Consider the following 22,710-nt stretch of genomic DNA (forward strand, 5'->3'; position numbering starts at 1 on the left):
GTCCCGCAGGTCCGACGTCAGGCGGTGCCGGGGGCGAGGCCGGGCGGGACGTTCTTGCGCAGACGCCCCAGCGCCCGGTGCTGGGCGACGCGGACCGCGCCCGGACTGGCACCGACGATCTCCGCGGTCTCCTCCGCCGACAGCCCCACGACGATGCGCAGCACGAGGATCTCGCGCTGTTTCTCGGGCAGTTCCTCGAGCAGGGCACGCAACTGCGTCGACAGCTCCCCGTGCAGCGCCCGCTGCTCGGGGCCCGCGCCGACCTCGGCCGTTTCCGGGACGTCCGCGACGGGGTCGCTGCGGCCGCGGCTGACGGCCCGGTGCGCGTCGATAACCTTGTGCGACGCGATCCCGTAGACGAACGCCAGGAACGGCTTGCCCTGGACGCGGTAGGTGGGCAGGGCGGTGAGGACGGCCAGGCACACCTCCTGCGCGACGTCGTCCGCGGAGAGGAACGACCGGTCGACGGTCCCGAGCTTGCCGCGGCAGTACCGGGCGACGAGCGGCCGGATCACCTCGAGCAGCCGCGCGACGGCATCGCGGTCGCCGGCCTGGGCGGCCGTGACCAGCTCGTCCGGCACGTGCGCACCCGGACGGCGTCCGGTGGTCGGCCCCGGCTCCGGCGCCGACGGCACCGCGGTCGGGCGTCCTGAGTCGGCTGCGGCGACGAGCGCGAGCCCGGCGTCGACGTCCATCTCCCCCGCGATGCCGGCCACCAGGTCGTCGTACGCCTCCTGGACCTGGCGTCCGTCGAGGTGGTTCCGCAGGGCGGCGGCGCCGGCGTCCGCCGCGGTCTGCACGTCGGCGACCGCGATCTGCAGCACCAGCGCGATGTCTTCCGGAGGCAGGTCGTCCAGGGTCGCTACGAGCACGTGGCCCTGCCCGTCGGGCAGCCTTGCGAGGCCGGTCAGGACGGCGTCGTGCCGGGTCGGCTCGGCGATGTGCAGCGGGACCGGCGCCCCGGCCGCGGGGCGGGACCGCCGGATCGCCCGGACGACCAGAAGGCGCGCGTACGTGCGCGGGGCACCGGGCAGATCCGCCCAGCGGCGCCACAACGTGACCATCGTCTCGTGCGCGAGCGCGGCCGCCCGGTCGCCCGCGGCGCCGAGCGCCATGGCGAAGGCCGCCAATCGCGGCGCGTCGGCCCGGTAGAGCTCCCCGAACTCGCTCCACCCCGACGCCGGCCCCCCCGGCAGCGCGCTCACCCCCATGCGGACTTCACCAGCTCAGCAGTGACGACCTCACGACGCCGACGCGTTCGGCAACGTCCCCCCGAGGTCGGTGTCGAGATCATCTTCACCCTTCGATCCACGGCCCACGCCGCCATGAAGAGCACGGCGTCGCCGCCGCGGACACACCGAGTTCCCCGCGTCCCCCGCGGAAGCTCGCTGCCACCCCTCATCGTTGCGCAACAGTCGACGCCGGTCGCCCCGGTTTTCCTCTCCACGCAGGTGTGGCTACCACCACCCTGCGACGCCCCTCGCCCCCGATCGTGGCCCCTCCCCCTCACGGTCTGCACACACCCTGCCGCATCACGGCCTCGCCCGACGACCGGGGTAGCGCAGATTGGGGATGGACAATCTCATGACGACAACCCGGCGTGTCGCCGGTGTCATTGTCCGAGCACACGGAGTGACCGCGGAACGGGTCCGCTCGGTGGTCACTGTGCCGTGATCAGGGCTTCCGGTACAGGTTGCGCTTGGTGATGTACTGCACGACGCCGTCCGGCACGAGGTACCAGACCGGCCGTCCGGCCGCGACCCTCGTGCGGCACTCGGTCGACGAGATCGCCATCGCCGGCACCTCCACGAGGGTGGCCGAACCGTCGGGCAGGTGGTCGTCACCGAGTTCGTAGCCGGGCCGGGTCACCCCGACGAAGTGGGCGTAGCTGAACACGCGGGCGGCGTCGCGCCACGACAGGATCTGCGACAGCGCGTCCGCACCGGTGATGAAGAACAGTTCGGCGTCGGGCATCGCGTCGTGCAGGTCGGACAACGTGTCGACGGTGTAGGTCGGCCCTTTGCGGTCGATGTCGACGCGACTGACCGAGAACCGCGGGTTCGACGCCGTGGCGATCACGGTCATCAGGTAGCGGTCCTCCGGTCGACTGACCTCGCGCTCGACCTTCTGCCACGGCTGTCCCGTCGGCACGAACAGCACCTCGTCCAAGGCGAACCGGTCGGCGACCTCACTGGCCGCGACCAGGTGCCCGTGGTGGATCGGGTCGAAGGTCCCGCCCATGATGCCGATCTTGCGCTGCACGGCCCGCAGCCTAACCGGAACGACCGGCCGGAATCCGCTGATCGGACGACCTACCCGAGGTGCGGAGCGGTCAGGCGGTGCGCCAGCGCCCGGTCCAGGCGTCCACGCCGGTCAGGAACGCCCACTCGAGGTGGTCGACGCAGGCCGCGACCACGAGCCCCCGCTCGTCCTCGACCACCACGTCCGACGCCCGGTGACACCGGTTGCACAGCTGGGGCGGGCGTCGGGGGTGGGGTACTCGGCCGGGCGCGTCACTCATACCTGAGAAGTAGCCGGTACATGCACAGGTCATGCAGGTCTTCCCGCCCGAGCGCCGAACTGTCGGGGGCTGGGGTCACGATGGAGGGGTGACGACGACCGAGCTGCCCGACACCGCTCTCCGCGAGCGCGCCGAGGAGGTGTTGCGCACCCTCGCAGGGCCCCGCGCCCGGCTGCGCGACGACCAGTGGACCGCGATCCACGCCCTCGTCGTGCAACGGCGACGTGCGCTGGTCGTGCAGCGCACCGGATGGGGCAAGTCGGCGGTGTACTTCGTGGCCACCGCCCTGCTGCGGGCGTCGGGTGCGGGTCCCACGGTCATCGTCTCGCCGCTGCTCGCGCTGATGCGCAACCAGATCGACGCCGCCGGACGCGCCGGGGTGCAGGCGGTCACGGTCAACTCGGCGAACACCGGCGACTGGGAGGCCACCTACGCCGCCATCGACGCGGGCGAGGTGGACGTCCTCCTGGTCAGCCCGGAGCGGTTGAACAACCCCGACTTCCGGGACCGGGTGCTCCCCCGGCTCACGGCGAGTGCAGGCCTGCTGGTGGTGGACGAGGCGCACTGCGTCTCCGACTGGGGGCACGACTTCCGGCCCGACTACCGCCGGCTCCGCGCGTTGATCAGCGAGCTGCCGCCCGGCATCCCGGTGCTGGCCACCACGGCGACGGCGAACGACCGCGTGGTCCGCGACGTCACCGAGCAGCTCGGGCTCGCTTCGGGAACGCCGCTGGTGCTGCGCGGCTCGCTGGACAGGGAGAGTCTGCGGCTGTCCGTGGTGCGCCTGCCGACGCCGGCGCAGCGGCTGGGGTGGCTCGCCGCACACCTGGCCGAGCTGCCCGGCGCCGGGATCGTCTACACGCTCACGATCGCCGCGGCGGAAGAGGTCGCCGAGTTCCTGCGCGAGCGGGGCTTCCCCGTCGCGTCCTACACCGGCCGGACGGAGCCCGAGCAGCGGCTGGCGGCGGAGGCGGACCTGCTCGCGAACCGGGTCAAGGCCCTGGTGGCCACGAGCGCGCTGGGCATGGGGTTCGACAAGCCGGACCTCGGGTTCGTGGTGCACCTGGGTGCCCCGTCGTCGCCCGTCGCCTACTACCAGCAGATCGGCCGGGCCGGGCGCGCCGTCGAGCGGGCGGAGGTGGTGCTCCTGCCGGGCGCGGAGGACCGCGACATCTGGGCCTACTTCGCCTCGCTGGCCTTCCCACCCGAGCCACTCGTGCGGCGGACGCTGGAGGTGCTCTCGGAGCGCCAGTTGTCGACGGCGGCGATCGAGACCCGGGTCGACCTGTCGCGCACGCGTCTGGAGATGCTGCTGAAGGTCCTCGACAGCGACGGCGCCGTGAAGCGGGTGAAGGGCGGCTGGGTCTCGACGGGGCAGCCGTGGGTCTACGACGCGGAGCGGCACCGGCGGATCGCCACCGCCCGCGAGGCCGAGCAGCGGGCGATGCTCGCCTACCTCGACACCTCGGAGTGCCGGCTGGTGTACCTCCGCCGGCAGCTCGACGACGAGAACGCGGAGCCGTGCGGGCGCTGCGACACCTGCACGGGCACGGTCTGGTCCCCGTCCGTCGATCCCGAGGCGCAGGCCGCGGCCCAGGAGCGGATCAGCCGGCCCGGGGTGCCGGTGCCGCCGCGCAAGCAGTGGCCGTCCGGCATGGCCGAGTTGGCCGTGCCCGCATCGGGCCGGATAGCGGCGGGTGAGCTCGCCGACGAGGGCCGGGTGATCGGGCGGCTGTCGGACATCGGCTGGGGGACGCGGCTGCGCGAGCTCGTCACCGGCGACGACGTTCCGGTGCCACCGGATGTCCTCGACGCCTGCGTGAAGGTGCTCGCCGGGTGGTCGTGGGCGACGCGGCCGGTGGGGGTGGTCGGGATCGGGTCGCGCACGCGGCCGCACCAGCTCGCGCACCTGGCCCGGCGGATCGCCGAGATCGGACGGCTTCCGCTGCTGGGTGTCGCCGAGCCGGTCGGACCCCGGCCCGAGCCGTCGGCGAACTCGGCGCAGCGGCTCGCGGGGGTGTGGGACGGCTTCGCGATTCCCGATCTCGCCGACGTCGGCGGGCCGGTGCTGCTGGTCGACGACGTGATCGACAGCGGCTGGACGGCCACCGTCGTCGCCCGCCTGCTCCGGCGGGCCGGTGCCCCCGCCGTGCTGCCGTTCGCGCTCGCCCTGGCCGCGTAGGACCGTAAGGTTCACGTCGTGCCTGCCGACCTCGTCATGAAGGCCATGAACGTGGTCCACCGCGCGCTGATCCGGGTCGCGCCCCGCCGGTTCGGCCACGAGGCGCTCGGCATGCCGGTGCTGGAGCTCACCACGACCGGCAGGCTCAGCGGCCGGCCCCGGTCGGTGATGCTCACCTCGCCGGTCCGCGACGGCGACGCGATCGTCGTCGTCGCCTCCCGCGGCGGCGACGACCGGCACCCCGACTGGTTGCTCAACCTCCGGGCCGAGCCGAACGTCGAGGTGGCCCTGCGCAACGGTCCCCGGCGCCCCATGACCGCCCACGTCGCCGGCGCGGCCGAGCGCGAGCGGCTGTGGAAGGAGATCACCGCGTTGCATCCGCGCTACGCCGCCTACCAGCGCCGCACCTCGCGGGAGATCCCGGTGGTGCTCCTGCGCCTGGCTGGCAGCTAGAGCCTGTGTGAGACCGGGGCCGCCACTCAGCCGTAACGGCGCGATCAGCTCCACCGCGAGCCAGCTGATCGTCCAGGGCCGAACGGGGCTCGACGAGGTCGGATACCCACCGCCCGATCAGCTCGACAGCGAGCCCGTTGATCGTGCGGGACAGAATCGGCCCGATCAGCCCCGGTAGCATCCGCACGATCAGCTCGGGGACCGGCGGCAGGTGGCGGGCCGGTTGGCCGGCCACGATGCGCGCGCCATGGTCACCCGCTAAGTGTGCTCACGGTCATCGCAAGCCTGGTGATTGCCGTCTGAGGATCTACACGGCTGGATCGACGACTCGGAGCGTCCGCAACCGCCGATCACGGAGCCCTCGACACACGTAGCGGGCGATCACGCCGTCCTGACCAGCCATCGAGAGGGATCACACCGCCCGGCGTCTCATTCGCCGGTCGCTCTTAATCCGGCGACAGGTGCACGAGCACCCGGCAGTGCTCCTGCTCGACGACGGCCCGCGCCCCCGCCGGCGGCACCTCGACCCCCCGCGGGACGACGGTCAGCCGCAGGTCCTCCGGTATCGGCCTGCCGGCATTGACCCATGCCACCGCCGCGGCGAGCAGCCGCTCGGTCAGGGCGTCGCCCGCCGGGCCGAAGGCCCGCACCCGCACCGGCCAGGGTCCGCGAGTACCGAGGTCGGCGACCGGGTCGAGGACGACGACGGCGAGGCCGGGGCCCGCCGACGCGTCGGCGGCGAGCCCGATACCGGCCCCGCGCCCCCGCACCGGCATCAGCTCGGCGGGGAGTCCGTCGGGGTCGGGGTCGTCCGGATCGACCGGCCCGGCCAGGAACCGGCACGCTCCCGGCTCCGTCAGCGCCAGCCACATCCCGAGGCCGTCCCACAGGTCCGCAGCGCTCAAGGGCTCCGGCAGGTGCCGCGCGGGTCCGGGCGCGGCCAGTGCCGCCCGGACGAGCTCGGGCCGGACGACGCCGCCGGCGGGCAACACGGAGACGCCACCGCCGACCGGCACGCCCGTTTCCGAGGTTGCGCCGACACCCCGCAGCCGGACGAACGCACACCGGTGGACCGAGGCGCTGCGCAACGCGCCGTCCGCCCCGAGGTCCAGGGCGACGGACAGCTGCGTGCCCCGGAGTGCCAGCGGCAGCAGCAGCCTGCCGCGGGGCGCGAGCTGCGCGATCCATTCCGGGCGGACCTCGCCACTGCCGACCGTGAGGATGATCCGGTCGTACGGCGCCCCGGCCGGGTGGCCGAGCGCACCGTCGCCGCACACCAGCTCGACGTCGTGCACCCCGGAGGCCGCGAGGTGGCGCGCGGCGCCGTCGACGAGCTCCTCGTCGATGTCGACGGCGATCACGTGCCCCTGTGGACCGACGATCCGCGCCATGAGCGCGGCGTTGTAGCCGGTGCCTGCGCCGACCTCGAGAACGCGGTGGCCCGGGCGCAGGTCGAGCTGCGCGAGCATGATCGCCATCATCGACGGCTGGGAGGCCGAGCTCGTCGTGACGCCGTCGACGGCCTGCACCGCCACGGCCTCGTCGGCATAGGCGCGGGCAAGTGGTACTCCGGGCAGGAACAGGTGCCGCGGCACCGTCCGGAACGCCTCCTCGACGGCCGCGCTGCCCAGCCGCCCGCTGTCGTGCAGCCCGTCGACGAGCCGCGCGCGGGCCCGATCGGCCGCACCCATGCGCCGAGTCTGGAGGCCCGACCGGCGTCCCGCCACTTCTCTATGGGATGTGCACGGGAACGAGGTCGTCGGCGTGGACGACCTCGCGGCGCTGCGCTGCGGGCAGCTCGTGGCTGCTGCGGCCGATCAGCTCCGGCAGCTCCGTGGCGTCGAAGCCGACCACCCCACGGGCGACCACGGTGCCGTCGGGATCGACGAGATCCACGACGTCGCCCGCCACGAAGTCACCGGAGACACCACGGATCCCGGCGGCGAGCAGCGACCGGCGCCGGTGCAGCACCGCCGTGGTCGCGCCCCGGTCGAGGTCCAGGCGCCCGTGCACGTCCGCGGCGTGGCGCAGCCAGAACTTGCGTGCCGACATCCGCCGTCCGGACGGCCGGAACGCCGTGCCGATCTTCGGCCCGTCGCCGGCGGTGTCGAGCGCGGCCGCGACGTCCGCGGCCGCGGCGAGCAGCACGGGGATGCCGGCAGCGGACGCCATGGCCGCAGCGGTGATCTTGGTGGCCATTCCTCCGGTGCCCAGAGCAGCCGCACCGGGGCGGGCGATCGTGACGGCGGCCAGGTCGGCGGGCTCCTCGACCTCGGCCACCAGCCGGGAGCCGGGTCGTCGCGGATCGCCGTCGTAGAGCCCGTCGACGTCGGACAGCAGCACGAGCCCGTCGGCGCCGACGATGTGGGCGACCAGTGCCGCGAGCCGGTCGTTGTCGCCGACCCGGATCTCGTCCGTGGCCACGGTGTCGTTCTCGTTCACGACGGGCAGCACGTCCAGCCCGAGCAGCCGCTCCAGGGTGCGCTGGGCGTTGCGGTAGTGGGCGCGCCGGATCATGTCGTCCGCGGTGAGCAGCACCTGCCCGATCAGCTGGCCGTGCCGGGCGAACGACGCGCCGTAGGTCTGGGCGAGCTGCAACTGCCCCACGGCCGCTGCCGCCTGCTGTGTGGCGAGGTCGCGCGGACGCCGGGCCAACCCGAGCGGGGCGAGTCCGGCCGCGATCGCGCCGGAGGACACCAGCACGACCTGCGAGCCGGTCGCCCGCCGTGCGGCGAGCGCGTCGACGAGGGCGTCGAGCCGCTGCGGGTCCAGCCCGCCTGTGAGGCTGGTCAGCGACGACGAGCCGACCTTGACGACGACCCGGCGCGCGGCCCCCAGCTGCGCCCGGGCGTTCACCGGCGCCGCCACGGTCAGATCACTCCTCGTCCTCGGCAGCGCCGGTGAGCAGCTCCTCGTCCGTCCGATGCCGCCGCCGGTCGATGCGGGCCGCCAGCCGGTCCGACGCCGACGCGCGGCTGGTCTGGTCCAGCCGCCGGTCCGTACCGCGACCGGACAGCATCACCGCGACCCCCGCGGGCGTCGACGGCTCCCAGTCGAAGGTGACGTCGCCGATCGTCACCGGACAGCCCGGCGTCGCCCCCGCCCCCGCCAGGGCCTCCTCGACCCCGAGCCGGGCCAGCCGGTCGCCGAGGTAGCCCACGGCCTCGTCGTTCTCGAAGTTCGTCTGCCGGATCCAGCGCTCCGGGCGCCCACCCCGCACGATGAACCCACCCGGCAACTCCGGGTCCGCCTCGACGGTGAACCCGGCGTCGTCGACGGCGGTGGGCCGCAGCACCACCCGCGTCGGCTCGACGAACGGCTGTGCCGCCCGGTGTTCGCGCACCTGCTCCGCCATCGCGAACGTCAGCTCACGCAGCCCCTGCCGGGTCGCGGTGGAGATCTCGTACACGGGCCAGCCGAACCGCTCCACCAGCTCGGCACGCACCATGTCGGCGAGCTCGCGGGCGTCCGGGACGTCCAGCTTGTTCAGCGCGACCAGGCGCGGCCGGTCGGCCAGCAGGCCGCCGAGTGCCGGCGTGTAGCGGGCGAGCTCGTCCTCGAGGGCTTGCACGTCCGCGACGGGATCCCGGCCCGGCTCGAACGTCGCGCAGTCGACGACGTGCACGAGCACCGAGCACCGCTCGATGTGCCGGAGGAAGTCGAGCCCCAGGCCACGGCCCTCCGACGCCCCCGGGATCAGCCCCGGCACGTCGGCGACGGTGAAGACCTCCTCCCCCGCGGTCACCACGCCGAGCTGCGGGACGAGCGTCGTGAAGGGGTAGTCGGCGATCTTCGGACGCGCCGCGGACAGCGCCGCGACCAGCGACGACTTGCCCGCCGACGGGAACCCGACCAGGCCGACGTCAGCGATCGAGCGGAGCTCGAGCACGAGGTCGCAGGTGCTGCCCGGCTCGCCGAGCAGTGCGAAACCGGGGGCCTTGCGTGCCGCGGAGGCGAGAGCGGCGTTGCCGAGACCGCCGCGCCCGCCCTCGGCCGCGACGTAGCGCGTGCCGGGGCCGACGAGGTCGGCGAGGATCTTCCCCTCCGGGCTCAGGACGACCGTGCCGTCCGGGACAGCCAGCTCGAGGTCGTCCGCGTTTGCGCCGGCCTTGAACCCACCCTGGCCCTGCTTGCCGTTACGGGCCGTGGCGTGCGGGCGGTGGTGGAAGTCGAGCAGCGTGTGCACGCCCGGGTCGACGACGAGGACGACCGAGCCGCCCCGGCCCCCGTTGCCGCCGTCCGGGCCACCGAGGGGTTTGAACTTCTCGCGGTGCACCGAGGCACACCCGTTGCCGCCCGCGCCCGCAGTGGCGTGCACGACGACGCGGTCGACGAACTTCGCCATCTTCTTCTCTCCACGAATGCGAACGGCGGGCTCACCCCGGATGGGGCGGCCCGCCGTTCGATCTCAGGTGTGACGGACCCCGGCGTCGAGCGCCGAGGCCCTGCTAGCAGGCCTCAGACCTGCGCCGGGACGATGTTGACGACCTTGCGGCCCTTCGTATACCCGAACTCGACAGAGCCCTCGACGAGGGCGAACAGCGTGTCGTCGCCACCACGGCCGACACCCTGCCCCGGGTGGAACTTCGTACCGCGCTGGCGGACCAGGATCTCGCCGGCGTTCACGACCTGGCCGCCGAACCGCTTGACGCCCAGCCGCTGCGCGTTCGAGTCGCGCCCGTTGCGGGAGCTCGACGCACCCTTTTTGTGAGCCATCGTCCGGTCTCCTACTTCGCGATCTTGGTGACCTGGACCTTCGTCAGCGGCTGACGGTGCCCCTGACGCTTGTGGTACCCGGTCTTGTTCTTGAACTTGTGGATGCGGATCTTCGGACCCTTGGTGTGCTCGACGACCTTCGCCGACACCGTCGCCGCGGCCAGCGCGTCCGCACCGGTGGTGAGGTCGTCGCCGTCGACCAGCAGCAACGGGACGAGCGAGACCACGTCACCCGGCTCGCCGACGATCTTCTCGACGGTGACCACGTCGTCGACGGCCACCTTGTACTGCTTGCCGCCAGTCTTGACGATCGCGTACATGGACGCACTGCTCCAAAGCTCAGGGGACGTGGTGAGGTCCCGTCGTGGGTGGCCTGGTCGTCACGGCCTCGTGCCGCAGCTCCCCGGTCAAATCATCGGAGCGCGGCGCAGGACTCCAGGGTACGGAACGGATTTCACGAGGGTCAAACCGGGTCGCCCGCCGCCTCTGCGGCGGGCGGACCGGCAGGCCGCGACGCCGTGCGCCGGGCCCTGCGCGGCCGCGCCACCGGCTCCGCAGCCGTCGGTGCGGGGTCCGTCGGTGCCGGAGCGTCCGGTTCCGGGGTCGTCGGCGCCTGCAGCGCCGGAGTCGGGGTGCTTTCGCCGGTCTCCTCGACCGGACGCACCGTCGGCACGGTGACGACCGCGACCGCGGGCGCGTCGCCTGTGGTCGCCGCCGGTGCCCCACCGGTGCGTGTCACGCGCCCGCGACGCCGCCGACCCACCGGCTCGGACGGTGCGGCGACCGCGGGCTCGGCGGCGACGGCGACACCGTTCGTGCCGTTCTCCGAGACCACCGCGGACGTGGTGTCCGTGGTGTCCGTGGTGCCCACGGTGTCCGTGGTGTCCGCGCCGACCTGGCCGTTCGGCGCCGAGTGCCGATTGCGCTCGGCGGCGAGCGCCTGCTCGACGACCATCTCCTCGATGTCGTCACGCACGCTCTCCACCGTCGCGGGCGCCACTGCCCCGGACGACATCGGCGCCGTCGACACCGGCTCGACCGGCGCCGGCGCTCCGACGTCCAGGCCCGCCTCGTCGCGGTCCGGGGCCACGGCCTCCGGCTCGTCCGGGACGGCCACGGCAGGCACGGTCGGTGTCGACAGGTCGGGAACTAGCGCCGCAGGAAGGCGCCTGGTCCGGTCGCCGTTCCCCTCGTCGCGCCGTCCGCGGCCGCGGCTCCGCCGGCTTCCCGGGTCGCCGTTGCCGTTGCGGTCGCCGTTGCCACTCCCGTTGCGGTCGCCGCCGCGGTCGCGCCCGTTCGACTCCACCGCCGGCTCGGTCGTGATGATCACGCCCCGCCCGCGGCAGTGCTCGCACGGTGTCGAGAAGTGCTCCAGGAGGCCGCCGCCGACCCGCTTGCGGGTCATCTGCACGAGGCCCAGTGACGTCACCTCGGCCACCTGGTGGCGCGTCCGGTCGCGGGCCAGGCACTCGGTCAGCCGCCGCAGCACGAGGTCGCGGTTCGCCTCGAGCACCATGTCGATGAAGTCGATCACGATGATGCCGCCGATGTCGCGCAGCCGCAGCTGGCGCACGATCTCCTCGGCCGCCTCGAGGTTGTTGCGGGTGACGGTCTCCTCGAGGTTGCCCCCGGAGCCGGTGTACTTGCCCGTGTTGACGTCGATGACCGTCATCGCCTCGGTGCGGTCGATCACCAACGTCCCGCCTGAGGGCAACCAGACCTTCCGGTCCAGGGCCTTCAGCAGCTGCTCGTCGATCCGGTACTCCTCGAAGACGTCACGCGGCCCGATGTGGCGGTGCAGCCGCGGCTTGAGTTCGGACGCCACGTGCCCGACGTAGTTCGAGACCGTCTCCCACGCGTCGTCGCCCGCGACGATCAGCCGGGAGAAGTCTTCGTTGAACTGGTCGCGCACGACCTTGACCAGCATGTCGGGCTCCTCGTAGAGGAGCACCGGCGCCTTCGGCTTCCGGGGGCCGGTCTTCTCGGCCTTCTCCTTGACGACCTCCCACTGCGCCTGCAGCCGGCGGACGTCGCGCTCGAGCGCCTCCTGCGTCACGCCCTCCGAGGCCGTACGGATGATCACGCCCGCCTCGCTCGGGACGATCTCGCGCAGCAGGTCCTTCAGGCGCTTGCGCTCGACGTCCGGCAGCTTGCGGCTGATCCCGGCGGCCCCACCGGACGGGACGTACACCAGGAACCGCCCGGCAAGACTGAGCTGGGTGGTCAGGCGGGCGCCCTTGTGCCCCACGGGGTCCTTCGTGACCTGCACGAGCACGCTGTCGCCGCTGGACAGCGCCTGCTCGATGCGCCGGGCCCGGCCACCGAGGCCGGCGGCGTCCCAGTCGACCTCGCCGGCGTAGAGCACGGCGTTGCGGCCGCGTCCGATGTCGACGAAGGCGGCCTCCATGCTGGGCAGCACGTTCTGCACGCGACCCAGGTAGATGTTGCCGACCAGCGAGTTCGGAGCCGACCCCGAGCCGTTCACCCCGTCGGTGACGAAGTGCTCGACGAGCACGCCGTCTTCGAGCACACCGATCTCCACGCGGTCGCCGCGCTCGCGGACCACCATCGACCGCTCGACCGCTTCGCGACGCGCGAGGAACTCCGCCTCGCTGAGGATCGGCACGCGGCGCCGACCGGCGTCGCGGCCGTCGCGACGGCGCTGCCGCTTGGCCTCCAGCCGCGTCGAGCCTCGGACGCTCTGCACGCCGTCGCCCTCGGTGTCGTCGGCCCGCTCGCGCGGCGCGCGCACCTTGACCACGGTGTTCGGCGGATCGACTTCGTCGTCGGCTCCGGCGTCGTCGCCCGACCCGCGACGACGACGGCGGCGCCGACGACGGCGGGACGTGCCCGCCTCGTCGTCCGCGGCGTCGTCGGTCTCGTCGGCGTCTTCCGCCGCCTCGTCCGATTCGGTCTCGTTCTCGTCGTTCTCGTCGTTCTCGTCGGTCTCGTCCTCGTCGGTGGCGGTGTCCGACTCGGTGTCGTCGCCCTCACCGCCGCGCCCACGACCCCGGCCACGACGGCCACGACGGCGCTTGCGACGGGCGGCACCGTCGCCGGACTCGTCGTCGGCGCGGTCGTCGGATCGGTCGTCGGATTCGGCGACGTCGTCCACGGTCTCTGCGGGCTCGTCCGGCGCGGTGTCGACCGGCTCGGAGGCGGTGGCCTCCTCGGCTGCGGGCTCGGCCCGGCCACGGCGGCGGGTGCGGCGGGCCGGCTCGGCCTCGGCGGCCTCGGCGGCCTCGTCCACGGCGACCGCAGGCGCGCCGCGACGGCGGGTCCGCCGGGTCGGCTCCTCTGCGGCGCCCTCGTCCACAGCGGGCTCGGCCGCGGCGCGACGGCCGGGACGCACCGGCGGCTGGAAGACGGGCGCGGGTGGCGCGAACAGCGGCGCCAGGGCCGCGACGGCGGGCTCGTCGTCCGGAGCGGACGTCTCGGCCGCCGTGGACGGCCGCGGATCGGCAGCCGGGAACTCGACGGGTGGGAAGTCGTCGAGCGGGGTCTCCCGCACCGGCGGTTGCGCCGCAGGGGCTCCGGACGGGCCGGACCCGGGCGTTGCGACCTCCGGTACCAGCGCGACAGCGACCTGCTCAGCCGTCTTGCGGTCGACGCTCGACTGGACGCTTCGGGTGGCGAACCCCAGCTCCAGCAGCGCGGCCATCACCTCCCGGCTGGAACGACCGAGGAGCTTCGCCAAGGCGTGCACCCGCAACTTCTCGGGCAGATCGTCGAGGCCGGATAGGGTGACCGGCCCGCCGGTGGAACCGGCGGGCGAATCGCTGTTCGTCATGCAACTCCTCCGCCCCCGGGCGCCTCGCCAGAGGCGGCCACGCAGGGGCCCGTGCGTTTCTCCCCGAGCGGTGCGCCGGGGAGCAATCCTGTGCCGCTGGTGTCCCGGCGCGAGCGTGCCGGTCGGGACGGGCAGTGCGCGGCGACGCGCCACCCCTCCGGCGGCGCCGGAGGGCCGACCTCACCTGATCAGACGCGGGCGGTAACCCGGTCCGGGTCGAGCGGGTCGGTGAGGCGGCCCCGGTCGTCGAGCAGGCCCTGCGCCAGCCGGGTCGCCTTCGCGGGAGCCGGTGGCTTCAGACCTGCGACAACATCGAGCGCGCCCAACACGTCGTCGGGCCGAACGGCGGGTGTCGTCTGCCGTACGACCGCGGTCATTATCGCACAGTCCGTCGCGTCGGGGGCAGACGTCGACCCGGGCGTGGGCTTCGGTGTCGACACCGTCACACCGACGAGCGCGGCCCGCACGTCGATCTGCCGCCGCCCCGACGGCGTCACCCGCTCCACGACGACGGTGTCCGCCGCCTCCAACGCGGCGGCGGCACGGCGCAAATCGTCGGAGGAGACGCCGGGCAGCTCGATGCGCCACTCGCTGGCCTCGATGCGCTCCACCAGCGGCGTGCCCTCCGCCACGGTCGCGGCGAGCACGTCGAGACCGTCGGGCAGCGCGGCGTCCAGTGCGGCGGCGAGGTCTGCGGGGTCGAGCGGGCGGGTGAGCCCGATCTCCAGGTATTCGGCCTCGCTCGCAGCCCCGGTGGGCGCGGCCCCGATCCACGACAGCCGTGGGTGCGGGGAGAACCCGTGCGAGTGCGCGACCGGGATCGCCGCCCGCCGCACGGCACGTTCGACGCTGCGCGCGACGTCGCGGTGGGACAGGAACCGCAGCCGACCGCGCTTGGCGAAGCGGATGCGGATGCGCTGGACCGTGGGAGGTGCCGGGTTCGCCGCTTCTCCGGGCCGGACGCGTGCCATGTCAGCAGCCTACGGGTGCTCCTCAGTCGGCGACGGCCAGCGGGTCGAGGACCAGCAGCGAGTCGCCCGCCGCGTCGAACCCGGCGCGCCTGTAGAACGACGCGCTGCTGCCCGTCGGCGCCAGCACCAGGCGCCGGTAGCGCCGCTCGCGGGCGTGCCGGACCGCATGGGCGAGCAGCGCGCCCGCGACCCCGCGGTCGGCGAAGGCACTGAGCACGAACGCGCTCCCGACCTGCCCGATCCGTCCGCTGCGGGCTCCGGGGCGAGGCATGTGCACGATCTCGACGACGTTGATCGAGCCCACCGGTGTCCAACCGCTCTGCTCCGACCCCGCCTCGGCCAGCCAGAACGTCCGCCGCGGCAGCTCAAGACGCCACCACTGCGCGAACGCGGCCTCGAACCCCGGGTCGTCGACCGGACGTCCGGCGCGTTCCTCCAGCCAGGCGCGGCGCAGCCCGGCGAGGGCGGCCTCGTCGCGCTCGTCGGCCATCCGTACGACGAGGTCGGACTCAGGCACCCGGCCTGGGCCCGGTGTTCGCCGGAACGGTCTTCACCGGAGTCAGCGGCAGCAGCGTGGTCCCGCTCGGCCCGACCTCGATGTCCGTGCCCGTCGACGGGCACACGCCGCAGTCGAAGCACGGCGTCCAGCGGCAGTCGTCCTGCTCGCGGGCGGCCAGCGCGTCCTGCCAGTCGTCCCAGAGCCAGTCGCGCTCCAGCCCGGAGTCGAGGTGGTCCCAGGGCAGCACCTCGTCGCGGTCGCGCTCGCGGGTGGTGTACCAGTCGAGCGAGATCCCGAGCGGCTCCAGCTCGGCGGTGCACGCGTCGACCCACCGCTGGTAGGAGAAGTGCTCGGTCCAGCCGTCGAACCGGCCGCCCTCGCGCCACACCCGCTCGATCACCCGGCCGACCCGGCGGTCGCCGCGGGCGAGCAGACCTTCGATCAGCGACGGCTGCCCGTCGTGGTAGCGCATACCGATTTGACGCGAGCTGCGGCCCAACTTGTTCACGGCCCGGCGCAGCTTCCGCAACCGGGCGTCGACGACGTCCGGATGGGCCTGTGCCGCCCACTGGAACGGCGTGTGCGGCTTGGGCACGAACCCGCCGATCGAGATCGTGCAGCGCACGTCGTTGCTGCCCGAGGCGGCCCGGCCGGCGCGGATGACGTTGTGCGCCATGTCCGCGATCTGGACGACGTCGTCGTCCTCCTCGGTCGGCAGCCCGCACATGAAGTAGAGCTTGACCTGCCGCCAGCCCTGTGCGAACGCCTCGGAGACGGTGCGGATGAGGTCTTCCTCCGACACCATCTTGTTGATCACGCGCCGGATCCGCTCGGAGCCACCCTCCGGGGCGAAGGTGAGCCCGGAGCGGCGGCCGTTGCGGCTGATCTCGTTGGCGAGGTCGATGTTGAACGCGTCGACGCGGGTGCTGGGCAGCGAGAGCGAGGTGTTCGTGCCCTCGTACCGGTCGGCCAGGCCCTTGGTGATCTCGGCGATCTCCGAGTGGTCCGCCGACGACAGCGACAGGAGCCCGACCTCGTCGAACCCGGACGTGCGGACCGCCGCGTCGACCATCTCGCCGATCCCGCGCAGTGACCGCTCCCGGACCGGGCGGGTGATCATCCCGGCCTGGCAGAACCGGCAGCCGCGCGTGCAGCCGCGGAAGATCTCGACGCTCGCACGCTCGTGCACCGTCTCGGCCATCGGCACCAGCGGGGTCTTCGGGTAGGGCCAGGCGTCGAGGTCGACGGTGGTGCGCTTCTGCACGGTGCGCGGGACGCGCGGGTTCGTCGGGGCCACCTCGGCGATCGCGCCGTCCGCGTCGTAGACGACCCGGTGCAGCGACGGGACGTAGCAGCCCGGTGTCTCGGCCAGGCGGAGCAGCAACTCTGCGCGACCGCCCGGGCGCCCGGCGGCCTTCCAGGCCTTCACGACGTCGGTGATGTCGCCGACGACCTCCTCGCCGTCGCCGATCGCCGCCACGTCGACGAAGTCCGCGATCGGCTCCGGGTTGAACGCCGCGTGCCCACCGGCGACGACGACCGGGTGGTGCTCGTCGCGGTCGGCGGCGTGCAGCGGGATCCCGGCGAGGTCCAGCGCGGTGAGCATGTTCGTGTAGCCGAGCTCGGTGGAGAAGCTGATGCCGAGCACGTCGAAGGCACCGAGCGGACGGTGCTGGTCGACGGTGAACGCCGGCACGCCCTCCTCGCGCATCAGCGCCTCGAGGTCCGGCCAGACCGCGTAGCAGCGCTCGGCCAACGCGTCCGGCCGCTCGTTGAGGACCTCGTAGAGGATCTGGATGCCCTGGTTGGGCAGGCCCACCTCGTAGGCGTCGGGGTACATCAGCGCCCACCGGACCTGCGCGCCGTCCCAGGGCCTCACCCGGGCGTTCAGCTCACCGCCGACGTACTGCACGGGCTTCGCGACACGCGGTAGCAGTGCCTCGAGTGCGGGGAAGACGGACGGGGCCGCCCCGGTGCTGCTCAGGTCGCCGGTCACGCTGCACCAGCGTAGCCCCGCCGTCGCCCGGGCGTGTCGGGCCCCGTGATCGGTGCACTGCTCGACGCCGGGGAGCGGCGGTGGGACCCTGGCGGCACCGCCTCTCGAGGAATCCGAGATGACCACGTCCGACGCCCGACGGCCCGTGCTTCCCGTCGCGGTGCCGGTCGCGTTCGCCGTGACGGCGGCAGGCGCGGCGCTGCTCCCGTGGTGGCGGGCGGACCGCGGCGCCGTACTGCTCGGCGCGGGACCGCTGCGCGAGTTGCCGCCGGACACCTGGACGGGCGTCGCAGTGAGCGGATGGTGGACCGCCGCGATCGCGGTACCGGCGGGTGTCGCGGTGGTGGCCGCCGCGCTCGCCTTCGGCCGGTCCGCCCGGGCCCGCCAGTTCTCGGACGCCGCCCGGTGGGCTGCGGCGGTCGCCGGCCTCGCGGCCGTCGCTCTCGCGGTGCATGCGCTCGCGGGGTGGGGCACGTCGGGTGCGCCCGGGGCCTGGGTGGCGCTCGCGGCCGGGCTCGCCTCCGTGGCCACCACCTCCGGCGAGTTGCGCGTTCCTGCCCGGCGCGTTGCGCGTTCCTGCCCGTCGAGTCGCGCGTCTCGGCGCACCACGTTCCGCGTCGGCGCCGCGGTGGCCGTCGTCGCCACCGTCGCCGTCCCGCTCGTCGTGGCCCCGACCGGCACCGCGGCGTCGGGCCGGGACGCCGTCGGACCGTTCGTGCCGGTCGCCGCCGTCGGCGCCTTTCCTCTGCGCAGCGGCGAGGCGGGCCTCGCCGCGTCCGACGATCCACGTCCTGTCGTCGCCGACGGTGCGCCGGGCGTGGTCAGCCGGGCCGGCGTCGTCGTCACGGGAGCGCACGGCCGTGCCCGCGTGCTCGCCCGGTCCGACCGCGGCGCTCCGGCGCCGATCGGGGTGGTGGGTGACCGGGTCGTGCGCTGGATCTCATCCGATGCCGTGGCGGTCACCGAGCTACGGGTCGGATCGACGGTGGACGTCGTGGTGCGCGGTGTCTCCGAGGCCGGGCCGCTGGGGGCCGACGGTTCGGTGTGGCTGCGGACGGACGCCGACCCGCTGGGCACCGTGCGCCGCCTCGACGTGGCCGGGCTCGACGGGGAGCAGCGGCTCGCCGCCACCTACCTCCCGGTGGTCACGATCCAGGAACCCGTGCCCCCGGTCGACGTCCGCTCGGTCCTGCCGGTGCGCGGCGGCGGCCTGCGGACCGTCGGGGGCGACCAGCTCGAGATGCTGACCGGCACGGCGAGCGGAATCGCCACGACCCCGTTGGCCGGGTCGCGGTGCGGCACGGCCGGCACCGCAGGCCTGGCGATGGCCGCCCCTGACGGCACCGGGCTGTGGTTCGTCCTGCACGGGCGCGACGGCGCCCGGCTCGCCCTGCTCGATCCGGCCGCGCGCGCTGCGGTGCGGGTCGTTCCCACGGTGCTCCCGGGCGACGTGACCGGGCTGGTCGCACCCGGCGACGGGTCCGTCCTCTTCGTCGCGCAAGACCCGCGTGGAGCAACGCTGTGGCGGCTGGGCGACGCGAAGGCCGCGCTGGCCGGACTGGCTGAGCCACCGGTGAGCTGCCCGCCCACGTTCTGACCGGTGCTCAGCCCCAGGCAGCGCGGCGGGGGTCGCCGGACGTGCTCACCCGGCGCGCCGTCGCGAAGAGCACGACGACCGCGGCGATGGCCGCGGCGACGCCGACGGCCGCGGGAGGCCCGTTCAACGCGATGCCGACCAGAGCCCACAACGCGGCGACGGCATACCCGACGACGGCCGTGGCGTAGGTGACCACGCTGGCGACGATCCCCGCCGCCGCGATCAGGATCAACACCGCCGCGATCGCGGCGAGCGCTCCGTCGCCCGGGAGGCCGAGCCGGACCCCGGTCGCGGCCGTCCCGGCCACGACGGCCAGCGACACCCACCCCGTGTAGAGAGCGACCGGCAGGCGGAACGCGATCCGCTCCGTCGCGTTCGCGGCCCGCTCGCGGCTCAACCGGCCGTACACCCGCGCCAGCACCACGAGCAGCGCCAGGATCAGCACCTCGGCGAGCAGCACGTACCGGGCGGAGAAGGCGAGGATCCACGCCATGTTCAGCACCGCCGAGACCGCGAGCCACCAACCCGTCGCCCGGTGCACGTCACGTGTCCGCTGGGCGGGCAGCAGCTGGTAGACCGCGTAGCCGAGGAAGGCCAGATAGATGGGCCCCCAGATGGCGAACGTCCATCCCGCGGGGAGCACCGGGCTCGGATACGAACGCGCGACGGTCCCGACGTCCTCCCCCGTCGCACCGCTCCCGCCCAGACCGGCGACGACGATCTGGATCACCGCCAGTGCCACCACCGCCAGGCCACGGGTGAGGTCGGTCGAGGCGGAGCGGCGGGTCGTGACGGGCATGCCCCCATTGTCGTGCCGCGCGTCGAGCCGCGGCCACTCCACGTTCCGTTCGCCGGAGTGGTTACCTCAGAAGCAGGATGTCGAGCCGCCTGCTGGCCACCACCATGCCGCCGACGATCATCACCAGGAAGTAGCAGAGGTGGCCGAGCATGCCGAGGTGGACCGCCCCGGTGGTCAGGCCGCGCATCAGTTCGACGGCGTGGAAGAGCGGCAGGACCTCGACGACGAGCTGCAGCCACCGCGGGTAGACCGACAGCGGGTAGAAGGTGGTGGCGAACAGGAACATCGGCAGGATCGCCAGCGTGACGAGGTCGAAGTCCTGCCACGAGCGCATGTAGGTGGTGGCCGCCATGCCGACCGCGGCGAAGCCGAACGCCACCACGAGCGCCGCCGGCAGCGCCAGTAGCGCCCACGGCGACAGGAGCAGCCCGAAGCCGCCCATGACGGCGAGGAACGCGACCGCGTACACCCCACCGCGCACGAGTGCCCAGGCGATCTCGCCCAGCGCGATGTCGATCGGCCCGAGCGGCGTGGCCAGCACCGCGTCGTAGAAGCGGTTGTACTTGAGCTTGAAGAACACGTTGTACGTGGAGTCGAACACCGCGCCGTTCATGGCCGCCGCGGCGAGCAGACCCGGTGCGATGAAGGCGGAGTAGGAGATCGCAGTGCCGTCCGGCCCGGGCAGGGCACCGACCAGCGAACCGAGCCCCTGCCCCATCGCGACCAGGTAGAACACCGGCTCGAAGATCCCGGACACGATCGCCAGCCACGTGCGCCGGGCCGCGGTGGCCGACCGCAGCACCAGGGCGCGTGACCGGCCGGCGTAGCTGCCGGCCGGCAGGAGCCGGGCGAACATCGGTAGCGGCGGCGCGTCCGGGGCGGCCGTACGGCCTCCGACGTCCACCGCGCCGGGTTCGCGCCCGCTCATCGGTACAACCTCCGCCGGAAGCGCACGACCGCGACGGCCGAGCCGACCGCCACGAGCGCGACGAGCACCGCCGTGTGGCCGAGGGCGGGCAGCCACGCCCCACCGCCGAGCGCGGCCGCGCGGGCCAGCTCGGTGCCGTGCCACAACGGCGACAGCCACGTGATCGGCTGCACCCACGCCGGCAAGCGATCGACCGGGAAGAACGTGCCGGAGAACAGCGTCATCGGGATCAGCACGAGCCGGAAGAGCACGGTGAAGGCCGATCCCTCGTCCTCCACCCCGGCGGTGAAGGCCGTGACCGGCGCCCCCACCGCCGCGCCGGCGAGCATCGCGACGAGCAGCGCCAGGACGATCCCGGGCGACCGCACGCCGCCGAAGAACGCGATCACTGCCACGTAGACCGCGCCACAGCCACCGATCTTGATCGTCATCCAGGTGAGGTGCCCGGCCACGACCTGGCCGGGGCCGATCGGCGTGGCCGTCATGGCGAGGTAGTGCCGCTGCCACTTGAGACCGGAGAGCACCGGGTACGTCGAGTCGAACACCGCCGTCTGCACCGCAGAGACGCAGAGCAGGGCCGGCGCGAGCCACACGAGGTAGTCGAGGCCCCCGGTGGCCTGCGCCGCCCGGCCCGTGCCGTCGATGAGCGTGCCGAACCCGACACCGAAGGCGAGCAGGAACAGCAGCGGTTGCAGGATCGACGAGACGGCCGTCGCCCGCCAGTTGCGCCGGTACCACGTCCAGTGGTGCTCGAGGACGAGCAGAACTCCGGCGAGCGGGCCCGAGGCACGGCCGCCGGGAGCTCGCGTGCGGGGCAGGTCGGTGTGCGTCACGGTCGTTCCACCCGTCAGTCCACCAGGCTCCGGCCGGTCAACCGCAGGAACACGTCTTCCAGCGACGACCTCCGGACGAGCGCCGACAGCGGCGTCAGGCCCCGGCGCGCGAGCTCGGCCTGCAGGTGGTCGCCGTGTGAGGTGTAGAGCAGCAGCCGGTCGGGGAGCACCTCGACCCGATCGGCCAGCTGCTCCACGGTCTCCACCGGCGCCGCGGTGCCGGGCGGGAACCGGAGCTCCAGCACCTCGCGCGTGGAGTACCGGGCGATCAGCTCACCCGGCGATCCCTCGGCGACGATCACCCCGGCGTCCATCACCACCAGCCGGTCGCACAGCTGCTCGGCCTCGTCCATGTAGTGCGTGGTGACGATCTGGGTGACGCCCTCGCCCTTCAGCCGGTACAGCCGGTCCCACAGCAGGTGCCGCGCCTGCGGGTCGAGCCCCGTGGTCGGCTCGTCGAGCAGCAGGAGCTCGGGGTCGTTCACCAGCGACCGCGCGATCGTCAACCGGCGCTTCATGCCGCCCGACAGCGACTCGACCGCGGCGTCGCCCCGGTCGCCGAGCTGCGCGAGCTCCAGCAGCTCGACCGCCTTGCGCCGCACGTGCGCCCTGGAGAGCCCGAAGTAGCGGCCGTAGATCTCGAGGTTCTCCCGGACCGTCAGCTCCGTGTCGAGGTTGTCGAGCTGCGGGACGACCCCGATTCGGGCCCGGATCCGCGGGCCGTCGACGTCGGGATCCATCCCCAGCACCGACAACTCGCCGCCCGAGCGCGGCGACACACAGGCGATCATCCGCATCGTGGACGACTTGCCGGCACCGTTCGGGCCCAGGAAGCCGAAGATCTCGCCGGGCGCGACGTCGACGTCGACACCCCGCACCGCTTCGAACCCGCCGAAGCTCTTGCGCAGGCCGCGAGCCTGAACGAGTCCGTCCCCCATACAGGCACGCTAACCCGGGACACCGACAATCAGCGCGGGCGATCCGGCCGTCGGGGCGCCGCGAGCGGACGGTTCAGAGGTTCGGGAACCAGAGCTTGATCTCCCGCGCGGCCGACTCCGGGCTGTCCGAGCCGTGGACGAGGTTGAACTGCGTCTCGAGGCCGAAGTCGCCGCGGATCGTTCCCGGGGTGGCCTTCTCGACGGGGTCGGTACCCCCGGCGAGCTGCCGGAACGCGGCGATCGCCCGCGGGCCCTCGACGACGGCCGCGAGCACGTTGCCCGAGGTGATGAACTCCAGCAGCGACTCGAAGAAGGGCTTGCCGTCGTGCTCGGCGTAGTGCTGCTCGGCGAGCTCGCGGTCCACCGTGCGCAGCTCGAGCGCGACGAGGTCGAGCCCCTTGCGCTCGATCCGGGACAGGACCTCGCCGATCAGCTTGCGCCCGACGCCGTCGGGCTTGACCAGGACCAGGGTGCGTTCAGTCACCCG

Annotated in this window: 19 protein-coding genes; 3 read left to right on the forward strand and 16 right to left on the reverse strand. The window is 73.5% G+C overall.

The genetic code is table 11. From position 1 onward, the window contains the following. Positions 1-17: 17 nt before the first annotated feature. The gene (gene shbA / locus RM445_RS18680; protein ID WP_311557917.1) at positions 18-1,211 is read right to left on the reverse strand and encodes an RNA polymerase sigma factor ShbA; all 1,194 of its coding nucleotides are present in this window, start codon (positions 1,209-1,211) and stop codon (positions 18-20) included. A 463-nt stretch (positions 1,212-1,674) separates the two neighbouring features. Further along, positions 1,675-2,262, reverse strand: a complete 588-nt coding sequence (nadD, locus tag RM445_RS18685; RefSeq protein ID WP_311557919.1) for a nicotinate-nucleotide adenylyltransferase — start codon at positions 2,260-2,262, stop codon at positions 1,675-1,677. Positions 2,263-2,624: 362 nt separating this feature from the next. Here nadD and RM445_RS18690 point away from each other — a divergent pair, with 362 nt between their 5' ends. Together RM445_RS18690 and RM445_RS18695 are read left to right on the forward strand one after the other, a co-directional pair. After that, positions 2,625-4,703, forward strand: a complete 2,079-nt coding sequence (locus tag RM445_RS18690) for a RecQ family ATP-dependent DNA helicase (protein ID WP_449619187.1) — start codon at positions 2,625-2,627, stop codon at positions 4,701-4,703. Positions 4,704-4,721: 18 nt separating this feature from the next. Then, a complete protein-coding gene (locus RM445_RS18695) occupies positions 4,722-5,156 on the forward strand; it encodes a nitroreductase/quinone reductase family protein (protein ID WP_311557923.1) in 435 nt (144 codons plus the stop codon). A gap of 446 nt (positions 5,157-5,602) precedes the next feature. Here RM445_RS18695 and RM445_RS18700 read toward each other — a convergent pair whose 3' ends face one another. The 9 genes from RM445_RS18700 to RM445_RS18740 all read right to left on the reverse strand — a co-directional run bounded on the left by RM445_RS18700 (position 5,603) and on the right by RM445_RS18740 (position 17,128). Then, entirely contained in the window at positions 5,603-6,847 is a 1,245-nt protein-coding gene (locus tag RM445_RS18700; protein ID WP_311557925.1) for a methyltransferase domain-containing protein, read from the reverse strand. A gap of 40 nt (positions 6,848-6,887) precedes the next feature. After that, positions 6,888-8,030 carry a glutamate 5-kinase gene (gene proB, locus RM445_RS18705; protein WP_311558052.1) on the reverse strand — a complete coding sequence of 381 codons (1,143 nt, stop codon included), beginning with the start codon at positions 8,028-8,030 and terminating at the stop codon, positions 6,888-6,890. Between the two features lies 1 nt (position 8,031). Further along, positions 8,032-9,501 (reverse strand): GTPase ObgE, encoded by a 1,470-nt coding sequence (obgE, locus tag RM445_RS18710; protein WP_311557926.1) that lies wholly within the window; start codon positions 9,499-9,501, stop codon positions 8,032-8,034. Between the two features lie 113 nt (positions 9,502-9,614). Then, positions 9,615-9,872 (reverse strand): 50S ribosomal protein L27, encoded by a 258-nt coding sequence (rpmA, locus tag RM445_RS18715; RefSeq protein WP_311557928.1) that lies wholly within the window; start codon positions 9,870-9,872, stop codon positions 9,615-9,617. Positions 9,873-9,883: 11 nt separating this feature from the next. Beyond that, positions 9,884-10,192, reverse strand: a complete 309-nt coding sequence (rplU, locus tag RM445_RS18720) for a 50S ribosomal protein L21 (RefSeq protein WP_311557930.1) — start codon at positions 10,190-10,192, stop codon at positions 9,884-9,886. Between the two features lie 143 nt (positions 10,193-10,335). After that, positions 10,336-13,662 carry a translation initiation factor IF-2 N-terminal domain-containing protein gene (locus tag RM445_RS18725; protein WP_311557932.1) on the reverse strand — a complete coding sequence of 1,109 codons (3,327 nt, stop codon included), beginning with the start codon at positions 13,660-13,662 and terminating at the stop codon, positions 10,336-10,338. Between the two features lie 188 nt (positions 13,663-13,850). Next, entirely contained in the window at positions 13,851-14,633 is a 783-nt protein-coding gene (locus RM445_RS18730) for a TIGR03936 family radical SAM-associated protein (protein WP_311557934.1), read from the reverse strand. Positions 14,634-14,655: 22 nt separating this feature from the next. Next, complete coding sequence (locus RM445_RS18735; RefSeq protein ID WP_311557935.1) at positions 14,656-15,150, reverse strand: GNAT family N-acetyltransferase; 495 nt, start codon at positions 15,148-15,150, stop codon at positions 14,656-14,658. Further along, positions 15,143-17,128, reverse strand: coding sequence for a TIGR03960 family B12-binding radical SAM protein (locus RM445_RS18740; RefSeq protein WP_311557936.1), 1,986 nt, complete (start codon positions 17,126-17,128; stop codon positions 15,143-15,145). Before RM445_RS18740 ends, RM445_RS18735 begins: the two co-directional genes overlap by 8 nt. 118 nt (positions 17,129-17,246) lie before the next feature. Between RM445_RS18740 and RM445_RS18745 the strand changes: the two genes are divergently transcribed. After that, on the forward strand, positions 17,247-18,725 hold the full coding sequence (locus tag RM445_RS18745) for a hypothetical protein (RefSeq protein ID WP_311557938.1): 1,479 nt from the start codon (positions 17,247-17,249) through the stop codon (positions 18,723-18,725). Positions 18,726-18,732: 7 nt separating this feature from the next. On the opposite strand, the gene RM445_RS18750 is transcribed toward RM445_RS18745, so the two are convergent. The 5 genes from RM445_RS18750 to ndk form a co-directional block, all read right to left on the reverse strand. After that, entirely contained in the window at positions 18,733-19,524 is a 792-nt protein-coding gene (locus tag RM445_RS18750; protein WP_311557939.1) for a tryptophan-rich sensory protein, read from the reverse strand. Between the two features lie 61 nt (positions 19,525-19,585). Then, positions 19,586-20,452 carry an ABC transporter permease gene (locus RM445_RS18755; protein WP_397469359.1) on the reverse strand — a complete coding sequence of 289 codons (867 nt, stop codon included), beginning with the start codon at positions 20,450-20,452 and terminating at the stop codon, positions 19,586-19,588. Continuing rightward, positions 20,449-21,285 carry an ABC transporter permease gene (locus tag RM445_RS18760; RefSeq protein WP_311557940.1) on the reverse strand — a complete coding sequence of 279 codons (837 nt, stop codon included), beginning with the start codon at positions 21,283-21,285 and terminating at the stop codon, positions 20,449-20,451. The genes RM445_RS18755 and RM445_RS18760 overlap by 4 nt, the downstream gene beginning before the upstream one ends. 14 nt (positions 21,286-21,299) lie before the next feature. Next, positions 21,300-22,223, reverse strand: coding sequence for an ABC transporter ATP-binding protein (locus RM445_RS18765; protein ID WP_311557942.1), 924 nt, complete (start codon positions 22,221-22,223; stop codon positions 21,300-21,302). A gap of 73 nt (positions 22,224-22,296) precedes the next feature. After that, positions 22,297-22,707, reverse strand: coding sequence for a nucleoside-diphosphate kinase (ndk, locus tag RM445_RS18770; protein ID WP_311557944.1), 411 nt, complete (start codon positions 22,705-22,707; stop codon positions 22,297-22,299). Positions 22,708-22,710: the final 3 nt, after the last annotated feature.

The organism is Pseudonocardia charpentierae (assembly GCF_031845345.1).
Taxonomy (GTDB): Bacteria; Actinomycetota; Actinomycetes; order Mycobacteriales; family Pseudonocardiaceae; genus Pseudonocardia; species Pseudonocardia charpentierae.